Annotated in this window: 17 protein-coding genes; 10 read left to right on the top strand and 7 right to left on the bottom strand. The window is 72.6% G+C overall.

Annotated elements, in window-relative coordinates; translation table 11 throughout:
* The first annotated feature begins 46 nt into the window (after nucleotides 1-46).
* The gene (gene zwf, locus ABD437_RS27455) at nucleotides 47-1,537 is read left to right on the top strand and encodes a glucose-6-phosphate dehydrogenase (RefSeq protein WP_344651828.1); all 1,491 of its coding nucleotides are present in this window, start codon (nucleotides 47-49) and stop codon (nucleotides 1,535-1,537) included.
* Here zwf and ABD437_RS27450 read toward each other — a convergent pair.
* Nucleotides 1,534-2,025, bottom strand: a complete 492-nt coding sequence (locus tag ABD437_RS27450) for a metallophosphoesterase family protein (protein WP_344651827.1) — start codon at nucleotides 2,023-2,025, stop codon at nucleotides 1,534-1,536. The two genes, zwf and ABD437_RS27450, sit on opposite strands and share 4 nt — an antisense overlap.
* 16 nt (nucleotides 2,026-2,041) lie before the next feature.
* Between ABD437_RS27450 and ABD437_RS27445 the strand changes: the two genes are divergently transcribed.
* Nucleotides 2,042-2,950 (top strand): NAD-dependent epimerase/dehydratase family protein, encoded by a 909-nt coding sequence (locus ABD437_RS27445; protein ID WP_344651826.1) that lies wholly within the window; start codon nucleotides 2,042-2,044, stop codon nucleotides 2,948-2,950.
* A 3-nt stretch (nucleotides 2,951-2,953) separates the two neighbouring features.
* On the opposite strand, the gene ABD437_RS27440 is transcribed toward ABD437_RS27445, so the two are convergent.
* Together ABD437_RS27440 and ABD437_RS27435 are read right to left on the bottom strand one after the other, a co-directional pair.
* Complete coding sequence (locus ABD437_RS27440) at nucleotides 2,954-3,748, bottom strand: SAM-dependent methyltransferase (RefSeq protein ID WP_344651825.1); 795 nt, start codon at nucleotides 3,746-3,748, stop codon at nucleotides 2,954-2,956.
* 105 nt (nucleotides 3,749-3,853) lie between these two features.
* Nucleotides 3,854-4,657, bottom strand: coding sequence for a DedA family protein (locus ABD437_RS27435; RefSeq protein ID WP_344651824.1), 804 nt, complete (start codon nucleotides 4,655-4,657; stop codon nucleotides 3,854-3,856).
* Nucleotides 4,658-4,775: 118 nt separating this feature from the next.
* On the opposite strand from ABD437_RS27435, the gene ABD437_RS27430 reads away from it, so the two are divergent.
* The 4 genes from ABD437_RS27430 to ABD437_RS27415 are packed head-to-tail and all read left to right on the top strand — an operon-like array spanning nucleotide 4,776 to nucleotide 7,569.
* Nucleotides 4,776-5,363, top strand: a complete 588-nt coding sequence (locus ABD437_RS27430) for an NUDIX hydrolase (protein ID WP_344651823.1) — start codon at nucleotides 4,776-4,778, stop codon at nucleotides 5,361-5,363.
* A gap of 9 nt (nucleotides 5,364-5,372) precedes the next feature.
* A complete protein-coding gene (locus tag ABD437_RS27425) occupies nucleotides 5,373-5,690 on the top strand; it encodes a YciI family protein (RefSeq protein WP_344651822.1) in 318 nt (105 codons plus the stop codon).
* On the top strand, nucleotides 5,687-6,907 hold the full coding sequence (locus ABD437_RS27420) for an RNA polymerase sigma factor (protein ID WP_344651821.1): 1,221 nt from the start codon (nucleotides 5,687-5,689) through the stop codon (nucleotides 6,905-6,907). Before ABD437_RS27425 ends, ABD437_RS27420 begins: the two co-directional genes overlap by 4 nt.
* Nucleotides 6,908-6,933: 26 nt before the next feature.
* A complete protein-coding gene (locus tag ABD437_RS27415) occupies nucleotides 6,934-7,569 on the top strand; it encodes a maleylpyruvate isomerase family mycothiol-dependent enzyme (protein WP_344651820.1) in 636 nt (211 codons plus the stop codon).
* 7 nt (nucleotides 7,570-7,576) lie between these two features.
* Here ABD437_RS27415 and ABD437_RS27410 read toward each other — a convergent pair whose 3' ends face one another.
* From ABD437_RS27410 to ABD437_RS27400, 3 genes are all read right to left on the bottom strand, one after another.
* Nucleotides 7,577-8,332, bottom strand: a complete 756-nt coding sequence (locus tag ABD437_RS27410) for a DUF1707 SHOCT-like domain-containing protein (protein ID WP_344651819.1) — start codon at nucleotides 8,330-8,332, stop codon at nucleotides 7,577-7,579.
* Between the two features lie 330 nt (nucleotides 8,333-8,662).
* Nucleotides 8,663-9,850 carry a DNA polymerase IV gene (gene dinB, locus ABD437_RS27405; protein ID WP_344651818.1) on the bottom strand — a complete coding sequence of 396 codons (1,188 nt, stop codon included), beginning with the start codon at nucleotides 9,848-9,850 and terminating at the stop codon, nucleotides 8,663-8,665.
* Between the two features lie 30 nt (nucleotides 9,851-9,880).
* Nucleotides 9,881-10,753: an LLM class flavin-dependent oxidoreductase gene (locus ABD437_RS27400; RefSeq protein WP_344651817.1), complete on the bottom strand. Its 873-nt coding sequence runs from the start codon at nucleotides 10,751-10,753 to the stop codon at nucleotides 9,881-9,883.
* A gap of 90 nt (nucleotides 10,754-10,843) precedes the next feature.
* Here ABD437_RS27400 and ABD437_RS27395 point away from each other — a divergent pair, with 90 nt between their 5' ends.
* The 4 genes from ABD437_RS27395 (at nucleotide 10,844) to ABD437_RS27380 (ending at nucleotide 15,455) form a co-directional block, all read left to right on the top strand.
* Complete coding sequence (locus ABD437_RS27395; protein WP_344651816.1) at nucleotides 10,844-11,695, top strand: LLM class flavin-dependent oxidoreductase; 852 nt, start codon at nucleotides 10,844-10,846, stop codon at nucleotides 11,693-11,695.
* 85 nt (nucleotides 11,696-11,780) lie between these two features.
* A complete protein-coding gene (locus ABD437_RS27390) occupies nucleotides 11,781-12,149 on the top strand; it encodes a hypothetical protein (protein ID WP_344651815.1) in 369 nt (122 codons plus the stop codon).
* Nucleotides 12,150-12,168: 19 nt separating this feature from the next.
* Nucleotides 12,169-14,484, top strand: coding sequence for an alpha-1,6-glucosidase domain-containing protein (locus ABD437_RS27385; protein WP_344651814.1), 2,316 nt, complete (start codon nucleotides 12,169-12,171; stop codon nucleotides 14,482-14,484).
* Nucleotides 14,485-14,510: 26 nt separating this feature from the next.
* Nucleotides 14,511-15,455: a LysR family transcriptional regulator gene (locus ABD437_RS27380; protein ID WP_344651813.1), complete on the top strand. Its 945-nt coding sequence runs from the start codon at nucleotides 14,511-14,513 to the stop codon at nucleotides 15,453-15,455.
* On the opposite strand, the gene ABD437_RS27375 is transcribed toward ABD437_RS27380, so the two are convergent.
* Nucleotides 15,372-16,595 (bottom strand): MFS transporter, encoded by a 1,224-nt coding sequence (locus ABD437_RS27375; protein ID WP_344651812.1) that lies wholly within the window; start codon nucleotides 16,593-16,595, stop codon nucleotides 15,372-15,374. The two genes, ABD437_RS27380 and ABD437_RS27375, sit on opposite strands and share 84 nt — an antisense overlap.
* Between the last annotated feature and the right edge of the window lie 188 nt (nucleotides 16,596-16,783).

The raw sequence follows: 16,783 nt of genomic DNA, 5'->3' as shown, positions 1-16,783 counted from the left end.
ATCGATTGCATCGATAAAGAGACGACGCCGGAGAGGTTCAAAGACGATGGACATCGGTCCGCAGTACTCGAACGACCGGAGCGCGCCGCCGTCGACGCTGGTGATCTTCGGCGCGTCGGGTGACCTGACCCGGCGCAAGCTGATCCCGGCGGTCGCGAGCCTCGCCCGTCACGGACGGTTGCCGAAGGAGTTCGCGCTGGTGGGCGTCGCGCGGACGCCGATGAGCGACGACGAGTTCGCGGCCTCCATCCGCGCCGACAACGGCCTCGGCGACCTGGCCGGCGGCGGCCTACGCTACGTCTCCGGCGGCTACGACGACCCCGAGACGTACAAGAACCTCGCGACGCTGCTCGACGAGCTCGACCAGCAGCGCGGCACCCGGGGCAACCACCTGTTCTACCTCTCGACGCCGCCGCAGGCGTTCACCCCGATCATCAACGGGCTGGCCGGCGCGGGCCTCAACCGGGCCCGCACCGAGGACGGCTTCGCCCGGCTGGTCATCGAGAAGCCGTACGGCACCGACCTGAACAGCGCCCGGCAGCTGGACGCGACCGTGCACAGCGCGTTCGAGGAGCCGCAGGTCTTCCGCATCGATCACTACCTGGGCAAGGACACCGTCCAGAACGTCCTCGCGCTGCGGTTCGCGAACTCGATCTTCCAGCCCATCTGGGACCGGTCGTGGGTCGACTCGGTGCAGATCACGGTGGCCGAGACGCTCGGCGTCGGCACGCGCGGCAGTTTCTACGAGACCGCGGGCGCGATGCGTGACATCGTGCAGAACCACGTGCTCCAGGTGCTCGCGCTGGCGCTGATGGAGCCGCCGGCCTCGTTCGGCGCCGAGGCGCTGCGCAACGAGAAGGTCAAGCTGCTCCAGGCGATCCGGCTGCCCACCGACCGGGACGTCGCGGACGTGGCGGTCCGGGGCCAGTACACCCGGGGCGGCACCCGCGCGGAGCTGATGCCCGGTTACCGCGAGGAGGAGGGCGTCGACCCGCTCTCGCGCACCGAGACCTACGCCGCGCTCCGGCTCGACGTCGACAACTGGCGTTGGGCGGGCGTGCCGTTCTACGTCCGCACCGGCAAGCGGCTGCCGGCCCGGGTCACCGAGGTCGCGCTCACGTTCCAGCGTCCCCCGCACCTGCCGATCCCCGGTAACCAGCTCACCGAACTCGAGGCCGACGCGCTGATCCTGCGCATCCAGCCCAACGAGGGCATTTCCCTGCGGTTCGGCGCGAAGGTGCCGGGCCACTCGTTCCGGGTGCGTACCGCGAGCATGGACTTCTCGTACGACCAGACGTTCCAGGAAGAGTCGCCCGAGGCCTATGAGCGGCTCATCCTGGACGCCCTGCTCGGCGACGCGACGCTGTTCATCCGCACCGACGAGGTCGAGCAGTGCTGGCGCATCGTCGACCCGATCATCGAGCACTGGGCGAACGACAAGAGCCCGATCCCGACGTACGAGGCCGCGTCCTGGGGCCCGTCGGACGCCGATCGCCTGATCGGGCGGCACGGACGCAGCTGGCGCAACCCGGCTTAGATCCGGTGGAGCTCGACGTCGCCTAGGTGCCCGGAACGGATCGTCGCCGTCATGAACGTCTTGTACGGCTGGCGGCGGCGGTCCGTGGGTGAGCCGGGGTTGAGCAGCCGCAGCCCGTTCGGCGCCGTGGTGTCCCACGGGATGTGCGAGTGCCCGAAAACGAGCACGTCGGTGTCCGGGTAGGCGGCCTCGCAGCGCCGCTCCCGTCCGCCCGCCGCGCCGGTCTCGTGCACCACCGCGAGCCGCACGCCGTCGACGTCGACCCGCGCCACCTCCGGCAGCCGGGAGCGGAGCGCGGGCCCGTCGTTGTTGCCGTACACGCCGACGAGCCGCGCGCTCCGCTCCTCCAGCGTGTCCAGGAGCGCGGCGTCGACCCAGTCGCCGGCGTGGATCACCAGGTCAGCGGCGTCGACGGCGTCCCAGAGGACGGATGGGATGTCCCGGGCGCGTTTCGGCACGTGCGTATCGGCCATGATCACGAGGCGCATTCCTAGGGGGTAACACATGAGGATTCTGGTAACCGGCGCGCGAGGCAAAGTCGGTGTCGCCGCGGTCGCCGCACTGGTCGCCGCGGGGCACGACGTCACCGCGTCGGACCTGACGCCACCGAACTTCAACCGGCCCGCGCCGGACGCCGCTCCGGTCGACCGGGTGCCGTACGTGGCCGCCGATCTGGGGTCCGCCGGCGACGCGTACGCGCTGGTCGGCGGCTTCAGCGCCGGGGAGGGTCCGAAGGGCGGCCGCTACGACGCCGTGGTGCACGCGGCCGCGATCCCGGCGCCGGGCAGCCACGCTCCCGCGACGGTCTTCACCAACAACATCGGTGCGCTGTTCAACGTCGTCGAGGCCTGTGTGCGCTGGGGGGTGCCCCGCCTGGTGAACATCTCCAGCGAGACCGCCACCGGCTTCCACTTCGCCGAGCGTCCGTCCTACCCGCGATACCTGCCACTGGACGAAGAGCACCCGTGCACACCGCACGACCCCTACGGGCTCTCGAAGTTCTTCGGTGAGCAGCTGTGCGACGCGGCGGTGCAGCGGTCGGACGTCAAGATCCTGTCGCTGCGCCCCACCTGGGTGCAGAACGACGCCAGCTACCCGCTGAACCTCGCACCCATGCTCGAGGACCCGGACGCGCCGAGCCTCACCGGCTGGTCGTACGTCGACGCCGACGACCTCGGCGACGCGATAGTGCTCGCCGCCGAGTCGGACGTGCCCGGGCACGAGGTGCTCTACATCGCCGCCGAGGACACGATCGGCGGCCGCGACCTGCACGCGACCTGGCGCGCGGTGTACCCCGACGCGCCGACCGAGCTGCGGCCGGTCGCGCGCCCCGACGCCAGCGGGATCGACTGCACCAAGGCCGAACGGCTTCTCGGCTGGCGTCCGAAGCGGAGCTGGCGCGACAAGTTCTGACGCTCAGCGGCGCGCGACGGCTCCGTAGCCGGGCGCCTGCTCACCCGGCGTGTCGGCGGGGACCCGGTCCAGCGCGTCCGGCCGCCAGCGGTGGGTGAGCGTGACGCCCGGCTCCACCAGCTCCAGCCCGTCGAAGAACCGGGTGAACTCGTCCTTCGTCCGGGCCCGCAGCGTCATGCCCTGCGCCTTGTACATCGCCTCGGTCTTCTTGGTCTCCTCCGGCTGGAACTCGCCGGTGAGGTGCGACATCGCCAGGTACGAGCCGGGCGGCAACGCGTCCACCAGGCGCTTGACCACGCCGTAGGCGTCGTCCTCGTCGTCCAGGAAGTGCCCGATCGCGAGCAGCAGCAGGCCCACCGGCCGGCTGAAGTCGAGGGTGATCCGCGCGTGCGCGAGGATCGTCTCCGGGTCACGGATGTCGGCGTCGACGTAGCTGGTGGTGCCGCCGACCAGCAGCGCGCGGGCGTGGACGAGCACGATCGGGTCATTGTCGACGTAGACCACGCGGGCGGCCGGGTTGATGCCCTGCGCGACCTCGTGCACGTTCGGAGCGGTGGGCAGCCCGGTGCCGACGTCGAGGAACTGGTCGATGCCCACCTCTCCGGCCAGGAACGTCACGACCCGGCGCAGGTAGTCGCGGTTCGCGAGCGGGCCGATCTCGCCGGCGGGGTTCGCCCGGATCGCGTCGGCGACCTGGCGGTCGGCGGCGAAGTTGTCCTTGCCGCCGAGTAACGCGTCGTACACCCGGGCCGGATGCGGCGTACCGGTGTCCAACTGCGCGCTGGTGTCAGCATCCATGGTCGAGCAGGGTAGCCGACCGTCCACTTCGGCCGGCGACGTGCCGGGCGTGGTCGGCCGGACCGGGCGTGTCCACCCGCAGGCCGACCACTCGGCGAAGACCCTTCACGAGCCGGGCCGCTGCCGTTTCTGATGTGCGTTCTGCGCGCGTGCAGCTTGGACTCCGAGGGCGACGGCGATGCCCACCGAGATCCACACCGCGTAACGATCGATCAGGAGAACGACGTCGACGGCCTCTTGGCCGAGCCCGTAGCCCAGACCGGCGATCAACCCGGTCATGAGTCCGGAGCCCAGCGCGTCGGCCAGCACGAACGCGGGGAGCGACATCCCGGACAGGCCCGCCAGCAGAAAGGTGGGGATCGAGGGCACGCCCGGCACCGAGGCGGCGGCGACGAGGACGAATTTGCCCCAGACCGGCCAGGAACGCAGTCGCGGCACGAGCCGCTGGGCCCGCTCGGTCGGCACGAGGAATCGCACGCCCTTCTCGCCCCAGCGGCGCCCCGCCCACCAGTACAGCCAGTCGAACTTGATCTTCCCGACGATCCCGGCGAGCACGACCACCCACAGGTCCGCCTGCCCGATCCGCGCGAACGCGGCGCCCGCGCCGATCGCCGACGAGCTGCCCGTCACGGCGGCGAGGGCGACCGGATGCGAGCTCAGCAGCAGTGGGCGCAGCGGCAGCGAGGCGACCGACAGCAGGAACGCGGCGGCCATCGCGCCGATCAGCACCTTGTCCGCTCGCGCCATCGGGCTGCCCCACGGCCGCAGCTCGCGCCACTGTTGTTTCGCGGCTTCGACCTCCTCGGGGCTGGCGGTGCGTCCCCACCGGGATCGGCGCGTCGGTTCCGCGGCCGTCTCCCCGGACGGGATCGGCGTGTCCCCCTCGTCGGGTCCGGTGGTCCTGGTCATCTCTTCTCCTCAGCTCGGGATGGCACCCGGTCGCACCGCGTGCGTCGGACGCTACGACCTGCCCCGCGAGCAGCACCCCCCGGGCCGTCCACATCGGTTGACGTACTGTCGAGACATCATGGATGTGGACGCGGTACTCGCGAACGTTCGCGCCTTCCGCCCGACCCCGCTGCCGGCCGAGGGGTTCCGGCGGGCCGCGGTCGCGTTGGCCGTGGCCGGTGACCGGCCGGCCATCTGGCTCACCCGGCGCACGTCGGAACTCCGCGCGCACCCCGGCCAGTTCGCGTTGCCCGGCGGCCGGCTCGACCCGGGTGAGGACGCCGTGGACGCCGCCCGGCGCGAGCTCGGCGAGGAGCTGGGCGTCGTCGCGGACCGGTCGAGCCTGGTCGGCACGCTCGACGACTACGCGACCCGGTCCGGGTACGTGATCACGCCGGTCGTGTTCGCGCTCGGCGAGGTGCCGCCACCGGTGCCGAACCCGGCCGAGGTCGCCGAGGTGTACACGATCCCGCTGGCCGACCTCGACGTCGAACCGCGTTACCTGCGCATCCCCGAGTCCGAGCACCCGGTGATCCAGCTGCCGCTGGTGGGTAGTTTGATCCACGCGCCGACGGCCGCGGTGCTCTACCAGTTCCGCGAGGTGGCGCTGCACGGACGCGCCACCCCGGTGGCGCACCTCGAACAGCCCGTTTTCGCCTGGCGATAGGTGGTCACGATGAAGTACGTCCTGCTGATCGCCGGCGACGAGACCGCCGCCGAGCACGCGAACGACGGCTGCGGCGGCTGGGACACCGAGATGCTCGCCCGCGGTGTGCTCGTCGGCGGCGCCGGTCTGCACCCGCCGGCCGACGCGACCACCGTGCGCGTCCGGGGCGGCGAAACGCTCCTGACCGACGGTCCGTTCGCGGAGAGCCGCGAACAGATCGGTGGGTTCTGCCTGATCGAGTGCGCCGACCTGGACGAGGCGCTGGAGATCGCCTCGAAACACCCCGCGGCGACGTACGGCTCCATCGAGGTGCGGCCGCTCCGGTGACCGCGGAAGCCGTCGAGCGGGCGTTCCGGACGGAGTGGGGGCAGATCGTCGCCACGGTGATCCGGATGACCGGCGACTGGGAGCTCGCCGAGGAGGCCGCCCAGGACGCGTTCGCCCAGGCGCTCGAGCGGTGGCCCGCCGAGGGGGTGCCGCGTAACCCGGGCGCGTGGCTGACCACGACGGCACGCAATCGCGCGGTCGACCGGCTGCGGCGGGAGGCCGTCGGCGCGGCCAAGCTCCGGGACGTGGCGAGGGAGCCGGTCGGCGAACCCGAGGTGCACGACGTGGCCGACGACCGGCTGCGGCTGATGTTCACCTGCTGCCACCCGGCGCTCGCCCTGGACGCCCGGGTGGCGCTGACGCTGCGGACGCTCGCCGGGCTGTCGGTGGCCGAGATCGCGCGGGCCTTCCTCACCTCGGAGGCCGCGCTCGCCAAGCGTCTGGTCCGGGCCCGGCAGAAGATCAAGCACGCCGGCATCCCGTACCGCGTGCCGCCCGCCGATCTCCTGCCGTCGCGGACACCGGCCGTCCTCGCGGTGCTGTATCTGCTGTTCACCGAGGGGTACGCGGCCACGGCGGGGGCCGAGCTCGTGCGCCGACCGCTGACCGGCGAGGCGATCCGGCTGGCCCGGCTGCTGCACGAGCTGATGCCCGACGAACCCGAGGCCACCGGGCTGCTGGCCCTGATGCTCTTCCACGACGCCCGCTCGTCGGCGCGGGTGGACGCCGACGGCGAGCTGGTGCCGCTGGACGAACAGGACCGCACGGCCTGGGACGGCGCGCGGATCGCCGAGGCCGACCGCCTCCTCGCGACCGCTGGTGGCGCCGGGCCCTACGTCGTCCAGGCGGCGATCGCGGCCTGCCACGCGACGGCGCCGACCGCGGCGGACACGGACTGGCGGCAGATCGCCGTGCTCTACGGAACGCTGCGGAAACTCGTGCCGTCGCCGGTCGTCGCGCTCAACCAGGCCGTCGCGGTCGGCCTGGCGTACGGCCCGGAGGTCGGGCTCGCGCTGGTCGAGGAACTCCGCACCGCGCTCGCGGACTATCCGCTCTTCCCGGCCGTCCGGGCCGACTTCCTGCGGCGCCTGGGCCGCACGACCGAGGCCGCCGACGCCTACCGCGCGGCGATCGAGGCCGCCACCACCGAACCGGAGCGGAGATTTCTGCGGCGTCGCCTGTCCTCGGTGGGCGGTGGCCGTTCGTCGGTGGAGTGAACACCGCACTCCGAGAGGACCACCCGATGATCCGCACCCTCATCGCCGATCAACGCGTACAGCTCGCCGACGCCCTCGCGACGCTCCCCGACGCGAGCTGGGACGCCCCGACGCTCTGCGACGGCTGGCGTGTCCGCGAGGTGATCGCGCACGTGGCGATGGAGTTCCGCTACCCCGTCGGTCGCTTTCTCTGGCACTTCGCGCTGGCCGGCTTCAACTTCCACCGGCTGAACGACCGCCGGGCCGCCGCCGACGCCGCCGCGCTCTCCAGCGCCGAGCTGACCGCGTCGATCCGCGACAACGTCCACCACCCGTGGAAGCCCCCGGGCACCGGGTACGCCTCGACGCTCACGCACGAGACCGTGCACGCGCTCGACGTCATGGTGCCGCTCGGGGTGCACTGGCCGGTACCGGAACCGACCGTGCGCACGGTGCTGGACGCCTGGGACGTCGAGCACGGCCAGAAGTACTTCGGCGTCGATCTGACCGGCGTGCGGCTGTGCGCCGACGACCTCGACTGGAGCGTCGGCGACGGCGAGCCGCTCTCCGGCCACGCCACCGATCTGCTCCTGGTGCTGGGCGGCCGGAAACTCCCGGCCGGCCGCCTCTCCGGTGGACCAGCCCCACGCTTCAGTCGGACGCCGAGCGCGCGCCGGGCTTAGGCCTGGCCTAGTCGTCGAGGTAGCGGCGGTTGCGTTTCTCGGCTTTGAGGCGCTTGCGTTCCAGGCGGCGGCGTTCGATCTCGGCCTTCGGCGGTTTGCGCTTCACGTCGACGCCGCCCCAGAACGACAGGCCGGTGACGATGATGACCGGGGCGCCGGGCGCGCCGGGGCCGGTCGCGTTGTCGTCGAAGCCACCCATGATGCCGACGCCGTTGACGTGCACGGTGGCGTTCTCCGGCACGGTGATGTCGATGCCGCCCATGATCGCCACCGCGCGGATCGTCACCGTGGCGCTGGTGAACACGGCCTCGCGGAGGTCCACCTCGCCGCCGCCCCAGAAGGCGATGCACTCGAACTTCTCGGGGACGGTCCAGGGGCCGGTGCGCTTGAAGCCGCTCATCACCGCGGCCGCCCAGGTGGAGGGTGGGAGCACCGGGTGCCCGGGGGTGAACGTCGCCGGTTCCGGGGTGAACTCCGCGCGCGGCATCGGGATGTCGCGGGTGAGCGGGATCAGCTCGCCGTAGGTGCGGGCCGAGTACACCTGGGCGAGGCGCGCGTCGAGTTCGTGGAGGTCGATGCGGCCCTCGGTGGCGGCCTCGTGCAGGGCCGCGGCCACGCGTTCACGGTCCGTGTTGGACGCTCGCATCTCCGCCCGCTCCGGCGCGCCCGGGCCCGAGGTGGGAGCCGAGGACACCACCGCGTCGGCACTCGGCGTCTCCGGGAAGACCGGCGCCGCCGGAGCCAACGGCTCGGCAGCCGACACCTCCGGAGCAGCGGGCGCCGGAGCAGCGGGCGCCGGAGCAGCGGGCGCCGGAGCAGCGGGTGCCGGCGGGGCCACCGGCGCGGCCGAGGCTTCCGGCGCCGGCGAGGCTTCCGGCGCCGGCGAGCCGGCGGACAGCGGCGGGGCTACCGGCGGCGGGGCTACCGGCGGCGGGGCTATGGGCGGCGGGGGCGGCGACGGCGGCGCCGAGAGCCGTCCGGAGGTCGGGTCGTTATCCGGGCGCGAGGTGGGTTCCGGAAGCGTGGCCACACACTGAGAATAGGCCCGAGGACAACGGATTCCCCGCCCCGCCCTCGATTCCTCGCCCACGGCTCAGTCCGGCAGCAGCGGCACCGTGAAACCTTCACCGCGCCCCAGCAGCGTGCCCCGCGTCACCGCGGCCGACCCGAACCGCTCCCGGACCGCGTCGAGCGCCGAATCCAGCCCTCCCTCGTCGGGGCCGTCGAGCGGCAGCATCAGCTGCTCCCCCTGCGAATCGAGGTTCCCGACCGCGACCCCGATCAACGTGATGCCCCGCTCGGCGATCAGCGGCGACGCCGCCGCGAGCAGCTCACGCGCGGCCTCCAGCAACACCGCGGTGGCCGACGTCGGCCGGGTGAGCGTGTGCGAGCGGGTGGCGCGCGTGTAGTCGTCGAAGCGCAGCCGCAACGTCACGGTGCGCCCGGCCCGCGACGCCTTGCGCATCCGGCGCCCCACCCGGTCCACCAGCCCGGCCAGCGCGGCCTGCAGATCGGCGCCGGTGTGCGGGCCGCGCCCGAGCGCCCGCTGCGCGCCCATCGAACGCCGACGGCGCCCCACGACCACCGGCCGCGGGTCGTGGTTGTGCGCGAGCGCGTGCAGGTGCCGCCCGGCGTGCTGCCCGAGCACCGACACGAGGTACGCCTCGCCGAGCCGCGCCACCTGCCCGACCGTGACGATCCGGCGCGCACGCAGCTTCGCCGACGTCACCGTGCCGACGCCCCAGAGCCGCTCCACCGGCAACTCGTGCAGGAACTCCAGCTCGCGGCCCGGCTCCACGACGAGCAACCCGTCGGGCTTGGCGACGCCGCTGGCGACCTTCGCGAGGAACTTGGTGCGCGCGACGCCGACGGTGATCGCGAGCCCGACCCGCTCGCGGACCGCGACACGCAGGCCCGCCGCGATGTCGGCCGGCGAACCGCTCACTTTGCGCAGACCGCCGACGTCGAGGAACGCTTCGTCGATGGACAGCCCCTCGACCAGCGGTGTGGTGTCGCGGAACACGTCGAACACGGCCTTGCTGGCCGCGCTGTAGGCGCCCATCCGCGGTGGGACGACGATGGCCTGCGGGCAGAGCGCCCGGGCCATCCGCCCACCCATCGCGGTGCGGACGCCGCAGGCCTTCGCCTCGTAGCTGGCGGCGAGCACGACCCCGCCGCCGACGATCACCGGGCGCCCGCGCAGGCGTGGATCGTCCCGCTGCTCGACCGACGCGTAGAACGCGTCGAGATCGGCATGCAGGATGCTCGCCTCCGAGGACACCCAGCGATCATCGCACAGGCGTTCGAAAAATCATCCAACCAGCGGACGAACTTCCTGGGCGACGAACCGGACGTAGCCTTCCAGGTCGGGCTCGTCGGCCGGCGGCTGGAAGATCATCGTGTCCGCGCCGGCCTCGGCGTACTTGGCCGCCTCGGCGGCGAACTCCTCGGCGCCGCCGGCGACGCCCAGCCCCGAGGCCGGGTCGTACTTCCAGAAGTCGAGCTCGGCACGCAGACGCTCCGGCGCGTCCGGACCCGTCACCGCGACGCCCATGTACACGATCGTGTGCGGGTCGGTCCGCCCGGCCGCGGTCCGCGCGTTCCGGACCAGCTCGACCGCGGCACGCACGTCGGAGACGTTCTTCTGGCTGTCGAGGATCGTGCCGTCGGCGTGCTCCCCGGCCAGCTTCAGCGTCTTCGGCCCGACCGCGCCGACCAGGATCGGCGGCGCCTGCTCCGGCGGGTAGTCGAGCTTGACCCGGTCCAGGTTCACGTACCGGCCGTCGACGCTGAGCTCCTCGCCGCGCAGCAGCGTGCGCATCGCGTCGACGTTCTCGCGGAGCAGGGTCAACGGCGAGGACGCGCGCGCTCCGACCTGGCCCATCCAGTCCTGGACGCCGTGGCCGAAGCCCGGCAGGAACCGGCCGGGGAACATGCGCTCGAGGGTGGCCACCTCCAGCGTGGCCAGGACCGGGTTGCGGAACGGGACGGGCATCAGGCCGATGCCGACACGCAGCCGCTCGGTCGCCGACAGTGCCGCCGCGGCGCCGGCGATACCGCTCTGCCAGAAGCAGTCCTCCCAGAGCCAGAGCTCTTCGAGACCGGCGTCGTCGGCCGCACGGGCCACCGCGCGCAGCCGCTCCGGAGGTACTTGCGGACGAAAGACGACGCCAAGTGTTGTCATGACCCGTTCCTACCCCGCGACCCGACCCACTTGCTAACCGGGGACTGTCTCCGTATCTTACCGGGGACATCCCCCGCTTAGGAGGCGACCGTGTTCGGCGTCTGGCTGCCCTCCACTCCGTTCCTCACCTCGACCATTGACGAGCAGCGCCGAGCGTTCGCGCGCATCGAGGCGCTCGGTTACCACTCGCTCTGGACCGGCGAACCGGCGCCGGCCGCGGCCACCGTCGCACCGGCCCGCGAGATCTTCAGCCACCACGCGGTCGCCCTCGCCGCCACCGAGCGGCTGGTCGTCGGCAGCGGCATCGCGAACGTGGCGGCACGCGTCCCGGCGGCGATGCGCGGCGGCGCCGTCACGCTCGCCGAGGCCTTTCCCGGCCGGTATGTGCTCGGGCTCGGCGGCGCGAGCGGCCCGACCGCGCTCCGGGCCTACCTCGACGAGTTCGACGCGGTTCCGCTGCGGCCGGACGTGCGCTACCCCCGGGTGCTCGCGGCGCTCGGGCCGATCGCCCTCCGGCTGGCCGCCGAACGCGCGGACGGGGTCCACCCGTTCCTGCAGCCGGTGGCGCACACCCGGCTCGCCCGGGAGGCGGTCGGGCCGGACGCGCTGGTGATTCCGCACCAGGCCGCGGTGCTGGAGACCGACCCGGACGCCGCCCGCGCGCGCCTCCGCGCGGTCTTCGCGCGGATGCCCGCCGCCGACAACCCGTACGTCCGCAGCTACCGGCGGCTCGGGTACGGCGACGACGATCTGGTCGCGGGGTACCGCGACCGGCCGGTCGACGACCTGCTCGCCCGGGGCGACGAGGCCGCGATCGCGGCCCGGCTGCGCGCGCAGCTCGAGGCGGGCGCCGACGAGGTGCTCGTGCAGCCGTTCGCCGGGTCGCTCGCCGACGTGCTCCGGGCGCTCGAACGCCTGGCCGGGGAACTGTTCGGGCGGTAACACCCCCGGGGTCGGCGGATGGACGGACCGTCGCCGGGACGGAACGCAGGCTGGAACGACCCCCGTTCCGGTCCCTGGAGTAGCCATGAACAACCAGTCGGCGCTGGCCGCCGCGCTCCTGTACAAGCCGCGCGAGCACAAACCCGCGTACGTACTCTGGGCCGCGGCCCTCGTCGGCCTGCAGGCGACGGTGTTCGCGCTGTCGGCGCTGCTGCACGTGACCGAGCGCGATCCGGCCACCGCCGCGGCGCTCGGCCTCGGTGTGGTGGGTGCCGCGCTGACCGCCGTCGGGCTGCTCCGCGCCAACCGGGTCGCGTACGTGATGGCCGCGGCGTACGCGCTCGTCGGCGCGGCGCTGGCGGCCGTGTTCGAGCACCGCCCGTCGGTCGCCGCGATCGTGGTGCTGATCCTGCTCGGCACGACCAGCTCCCGGAAATACTTCTTCCGCCGCTGAACGGGTAGCACCGAGGTTGATGGACGTCGACCTCACGCGCGCCGCCGCCCGCTGGATCTCCGCCGACCGGATCGTCTGGAGACCGGCTGACCGCGTCCGCCTGCACACCGCGCCCCGCGGCGGGCTGGCCGTCACCGGCGGCCGCGTCACCGGCGGCACCGCCGTCGACCTGTTGCCCGGCCTGCGCGTGCCCGACCTGCCGGTCCGTGAGCTGCTCACCGGCCAACTGGTCGTCGCCGCGTACGACGCCGACGACGAACTCGTCGACGCGACCGGCGTGCAGATCGCCGGCGTGCTCGACGACCTGTACGCGGGGGCGGCGACACGCACGCTCGGCCCGGTCTGGCGCGACGGCGTCCCGACGCTCGCGCTGTGGGCTCCGACCGCGACGGACGTCGTCCTGTGGATGGAGGACGGCACCCGCCCGATGCGCCGGGACGGCGACGGCGTCTGGACCGTGACCGGGGAGCCCGGCTGGAAGGACCGCGACTACCTGTTCGAGGTCGAGGTGTTCGTCCCGGAGACCGGGCGGGTGGAACGCAACCGGGTGACCGATCCGTACTCGATCGGTCTAGCGGTCAACTCGACCCGCAGCCGCCTGGTCGACCTCGGTGGCTGGACCGGCGTCCCGTCACCGCCCGGCCCCGACCAGGCGATCTACGAGCTGCACGTCCGTGACTTCTCGATCGGCGACGCGTCGGTGCCGGCCGAGCACCGCGGGACGTACCGCGCGTTCACCCACCCCGACTCGGTCGGCATGACCCACCTGGCCCGGCTGGCCCGCGCCGGGCTCACCACGGTGCACCTGCTGCCGGTGGCGGACTTCTCGTCGGTGGACGACGTGCGCACGACCGGCCCCGGCGACCTCACCGGTTTCGCGCCCGACAGCGACGCGCAACAGGAACGCGTCACCGCGGTCGCGGACGACGACGGCTTCAACTGGGGCTACGACCCGCTGCACTGGACGGTGCCGGAGGGCTCGTACGCCGTCGACCCCGACGCCCGCACCGACGAGGTGCGCGCGATGGTCGACGCGCTGCACCGCGTCGGGCTGCGTGTCGTGCTGGACGTGGTCTACAACCACACCGCCAGCGCCGGGCAGGCCGGCACCAACAGCCTCGACCGGATAGTGCCCGGCTACTACCACCGTCTCGACGACGCCGGCGCCGTGTACACGTCGACGTGCTGCCCGAACACGGCCACCGAGCACACGATGGCCGGCAAGCTGCTGATCGACTCGGTGCTCACCTGGGCGCGCGGTTACGGCGTCGACGGGTTCCGGTTCGACCTCATGGGCCACCACCCGCGTGCGCTGATGGTGGAGCTCCGGGAGCGCTACGACGGGCTCCTCTACGGCGAGGGCTGGGATTTCGGCGAGGTCGCCGGCAACGCGCTGTTCGTCAACGCCTCGCAGGCGAACATGGTGGGCACCGGGATCAGCACGTTCGACGACTCGCTGCGTGACGCTGCCCGTGGCGGTTCCCCGTTCGACGACGACCCGCGCGTCCAGGGTTTCGCCAGCGGCCTCGGCACCGATCCGAACGGGGTGTCCCCGTGGTCCCGGGACCAGCTGTACGCGCTGCAGGACCGGATCCAGGGCGGCCTGACGAACCCCGACGCCGTCACCTACGTCGACGCGCACGACAACCTCACGCTCTACGACGCGCTCACCTACAAACTGCCGCCGACGACGAGCATGGCCGACCGGATCCGCATGAACACGGTGGCGCTGGCGCTGACCGCGTTCGGGCGGGGGCTGACGTTCTGGCACGCCGGGGTCGAGTCGCTGCGCAGCAAGTCGTTCGACGCCGACAGCTACAACTCCGGCGACTGGTTCAACGTCTACGACCCGACCGGTCGCACGCACGGCTTCGGTCGCGGGCTGCCGCCGGCCGCGAAGAACGCCGAGTGGTGGAAGTACGCGCGCCCGCTGCTCGCCGACGCGTCGCTGCGTCCGACGGCGGCGGACGTCGAAGCCGCGACCGCGTCGGCGGAGACGCTGTTGCGGTTGCGCGCGTCGACACCGCTGTTCGGGCGGCCGGGCACCGGCACGGTCTCGTTCCCGGCCTCGGCGCCGGGGGTGATCGTGATGATGATCGACGACCGGGCAGGTTCCACCGGGACGGCGCTCGTGGTCGTGTTCAACGCGACGCCGTTCCCGACGACGCAGTTCGTGCCCGCGGCCGCCGGAGCGGAGTTCGCGCTGCACCCGGTGCAGGCCGCCGGGCCGGACCCGGTGGTGCGCACCGCCTCGTTCGTGGCCGGTTCGGGCGCGTTCACGGTGCCCGCCCGAACCGCGGCCGTCTTCGTCGCCGACGCCGGTAGGCGCAGCTGATTCCGCGCGGCTGACATAGTCGGCGCATGGAGCTGCGTCACCTGGAGTTCTTCGTCGCGGTCGCGGAGGAGCAGAGCTTCACGAAGGCGTCCACGCGTCTGCGGATCGTGCAGTCCGGGGTGTCGTCGGCGATCAAGGCGCTGGAGAAGGACCTGGGGGCGGCCCTGTTCGACCGCTCCGGACGCCGGGTCGAGCTCACCGACGCCGGCGCGGCGTTTCTGCCCCGGGCACGCGCGACCCTGGACGCCGCCCGCGACGCCCGCGAAGCCGTGCAGGAGGTGCGTGGCGGTATCCGGGGCACGCTGCGGATCGGCACGCTGACCGCGATCGACCTCATCGACCTGCCCGCGCTGCTGGCCGACTACCACCGCCGCTACCCGGCCGTGCAACTGCGCCTCAGCGCGGCGGCGGCCGGATCGGTGGGCCTCCTCGACGCGCTCACCGAGGGGAAACTCGACGTCACGTTCGTGTCGATGCCCGGGGCCACACCGCCCGGGTTCGTGCTCCGGGATCTCGCCGACGCTCCGATGGACCTCGTCGTGCCGGCCGGGCATCCGCTCGCCACCCGCGACTCGGTGCGGCTCACGGACTTCGCCGACGAGCCGTTCGTCGACTTCCCGGTCGGTTACGGCAACCGCGCGGTGACCGATCGCGCGTTCGCCGCGGCCGGGTTGGAGCGCTCGGTGTCGATCGAGATCGTGAACATCGGCACCGGCGCCGACTTCGTGCGTCACGGCATGGGGGTGGCGCTGCTCCCCCGGTTCCTGATCCCCCGGCGGAGCGACCTGCGGTCCCTGCCGGTGACGGGCGCGGACGTGCGCTGGCCCCTGTCGGCCGCCACGTCCACGCTCCGCCGCCCCAGCGCCGCCACGCGGGCGTTCCTGGCCCTACTTCCCCAGCACGCTCCCCGCGGTGGTCAGCAGGCGGCGGGGGAAGTCGACGCCGTGCAGCCGGGCACCGGCGGCCAGTAGGGCGAGCAGCGCGCCGGTGAACCAGTACATGGCGGTGGTGGCGTCGACGAACTGCGTGGTGACGCCCAGGGCCAGCGACGGCACGATCAGCCCCAGGTACGCGATCAGGAACAGGCCGGCCAGCGCTTCCCCGCGGGCGGCCGGAGCGGCCGAGGCGACCACGGCTCCGATCGCCGACTTGAAGACCACGCCGCCGCCCGCACCGGCGAGCGCGCCGCCGATCAGGAAGCCGACGAGGCTCTCGGTGGCCATGCCCGCGACCAGCACCAGCAACCCGATCGCCTCGATCCCGACGCCGAGCGCGAACCGCGACGCGGGGCGCAGCCCGCTGGTGAGCGTCTGGGCCGCGGCGGCGGCACCGAACACCACGAAGACGACGACACCGGCGAGCAACCGGCTCGGGTGATGCAGCGTCCCGGCGACGAAGCCCGGCGCGAGCGAGTTGAACAGCCCGAAGACCGCGAACGCGGTGAATGCGGTGGTGCCGGCCGCGAGGTACGCCCGCCGGTCGGCGCCGTTCACCCCGATCCGCTGCGGACGCCACGCCGGCCGCTCCGACGTCAGGTCGACGGTCTCCTTGGTGGATCCGACCGCGACGATCGCCAGCACCAGCAGCACCGCGAACAACAGGTACGGCGTCCGCAGCGGTGAGGGCAGGTACTGCGCCAGGGCACCGGACACCAGCGGGCCGACGCCGAGACCACCGATGTTCGCCGCGGTCGACACCATCTCGAACCGCCCGGTGCCGTCGCCGGGCCGGCTCAGCGCGTGGAGCTCGGCCAGGTACGCGGTGGCGGTCGCGGTGATCATGCCGACGCCGAGCCCTGACACGAACCGGGCGAGCAGCAGCTCGGGAAGCCCGGTGGAGAACAGGAAGATCAGCGCGGCGAGGAGCTCGAGCCCCAGGGCCGGGAGCAGGACGCGCTTGCGCCCCACCCAGTCGGAGACGTGCCCCGCGAGCAGGAGGCTGACGACGACGCCGACCGCGTACGTCGCGAAGACCACGGTGACAAGGAACGACGAGAAACCGTCCTGACGCTGGTACAGGACGTAGAGCGGGGTCGGCACGGTGGAGAACGCCATGGCGGTGAGGAACGCGCCGGCGATGAGCCAGAAGCCGAGGTTGTGCCTGGTACGCATGGTTCGAGCGTGCGTCGGAGTCGGCATCTCGTCCAACGACAGTTAGAGCTCGGACCCATCTCTCCCAGAGATAGGCCTGGACACAAAAAATGCCGCTACCCCTAAGGGCAGCGGCATTTTCTGAAGGAAAGTCCGGCGGCGTCCTACTCTCCCACACCATCACCAGTGCAGTACCATCGGCGCTGAGG

This window comes from Cryptosporangium japonicum, assembly GCF_039524755.1.
Classification (GTDB): domain Bacteria; phylum Actinomycetota; class Actinomycetes; order Mycobacteriales; family Cryptosporangiaceae; genus Cryptosporangium; species Cryptosporangium japonicum.
The sequence above is the reverse complement of the archived record's forward strand: the minus strand, read 5'-3'. Positions and strand labels throughout refer to the sequence as shown.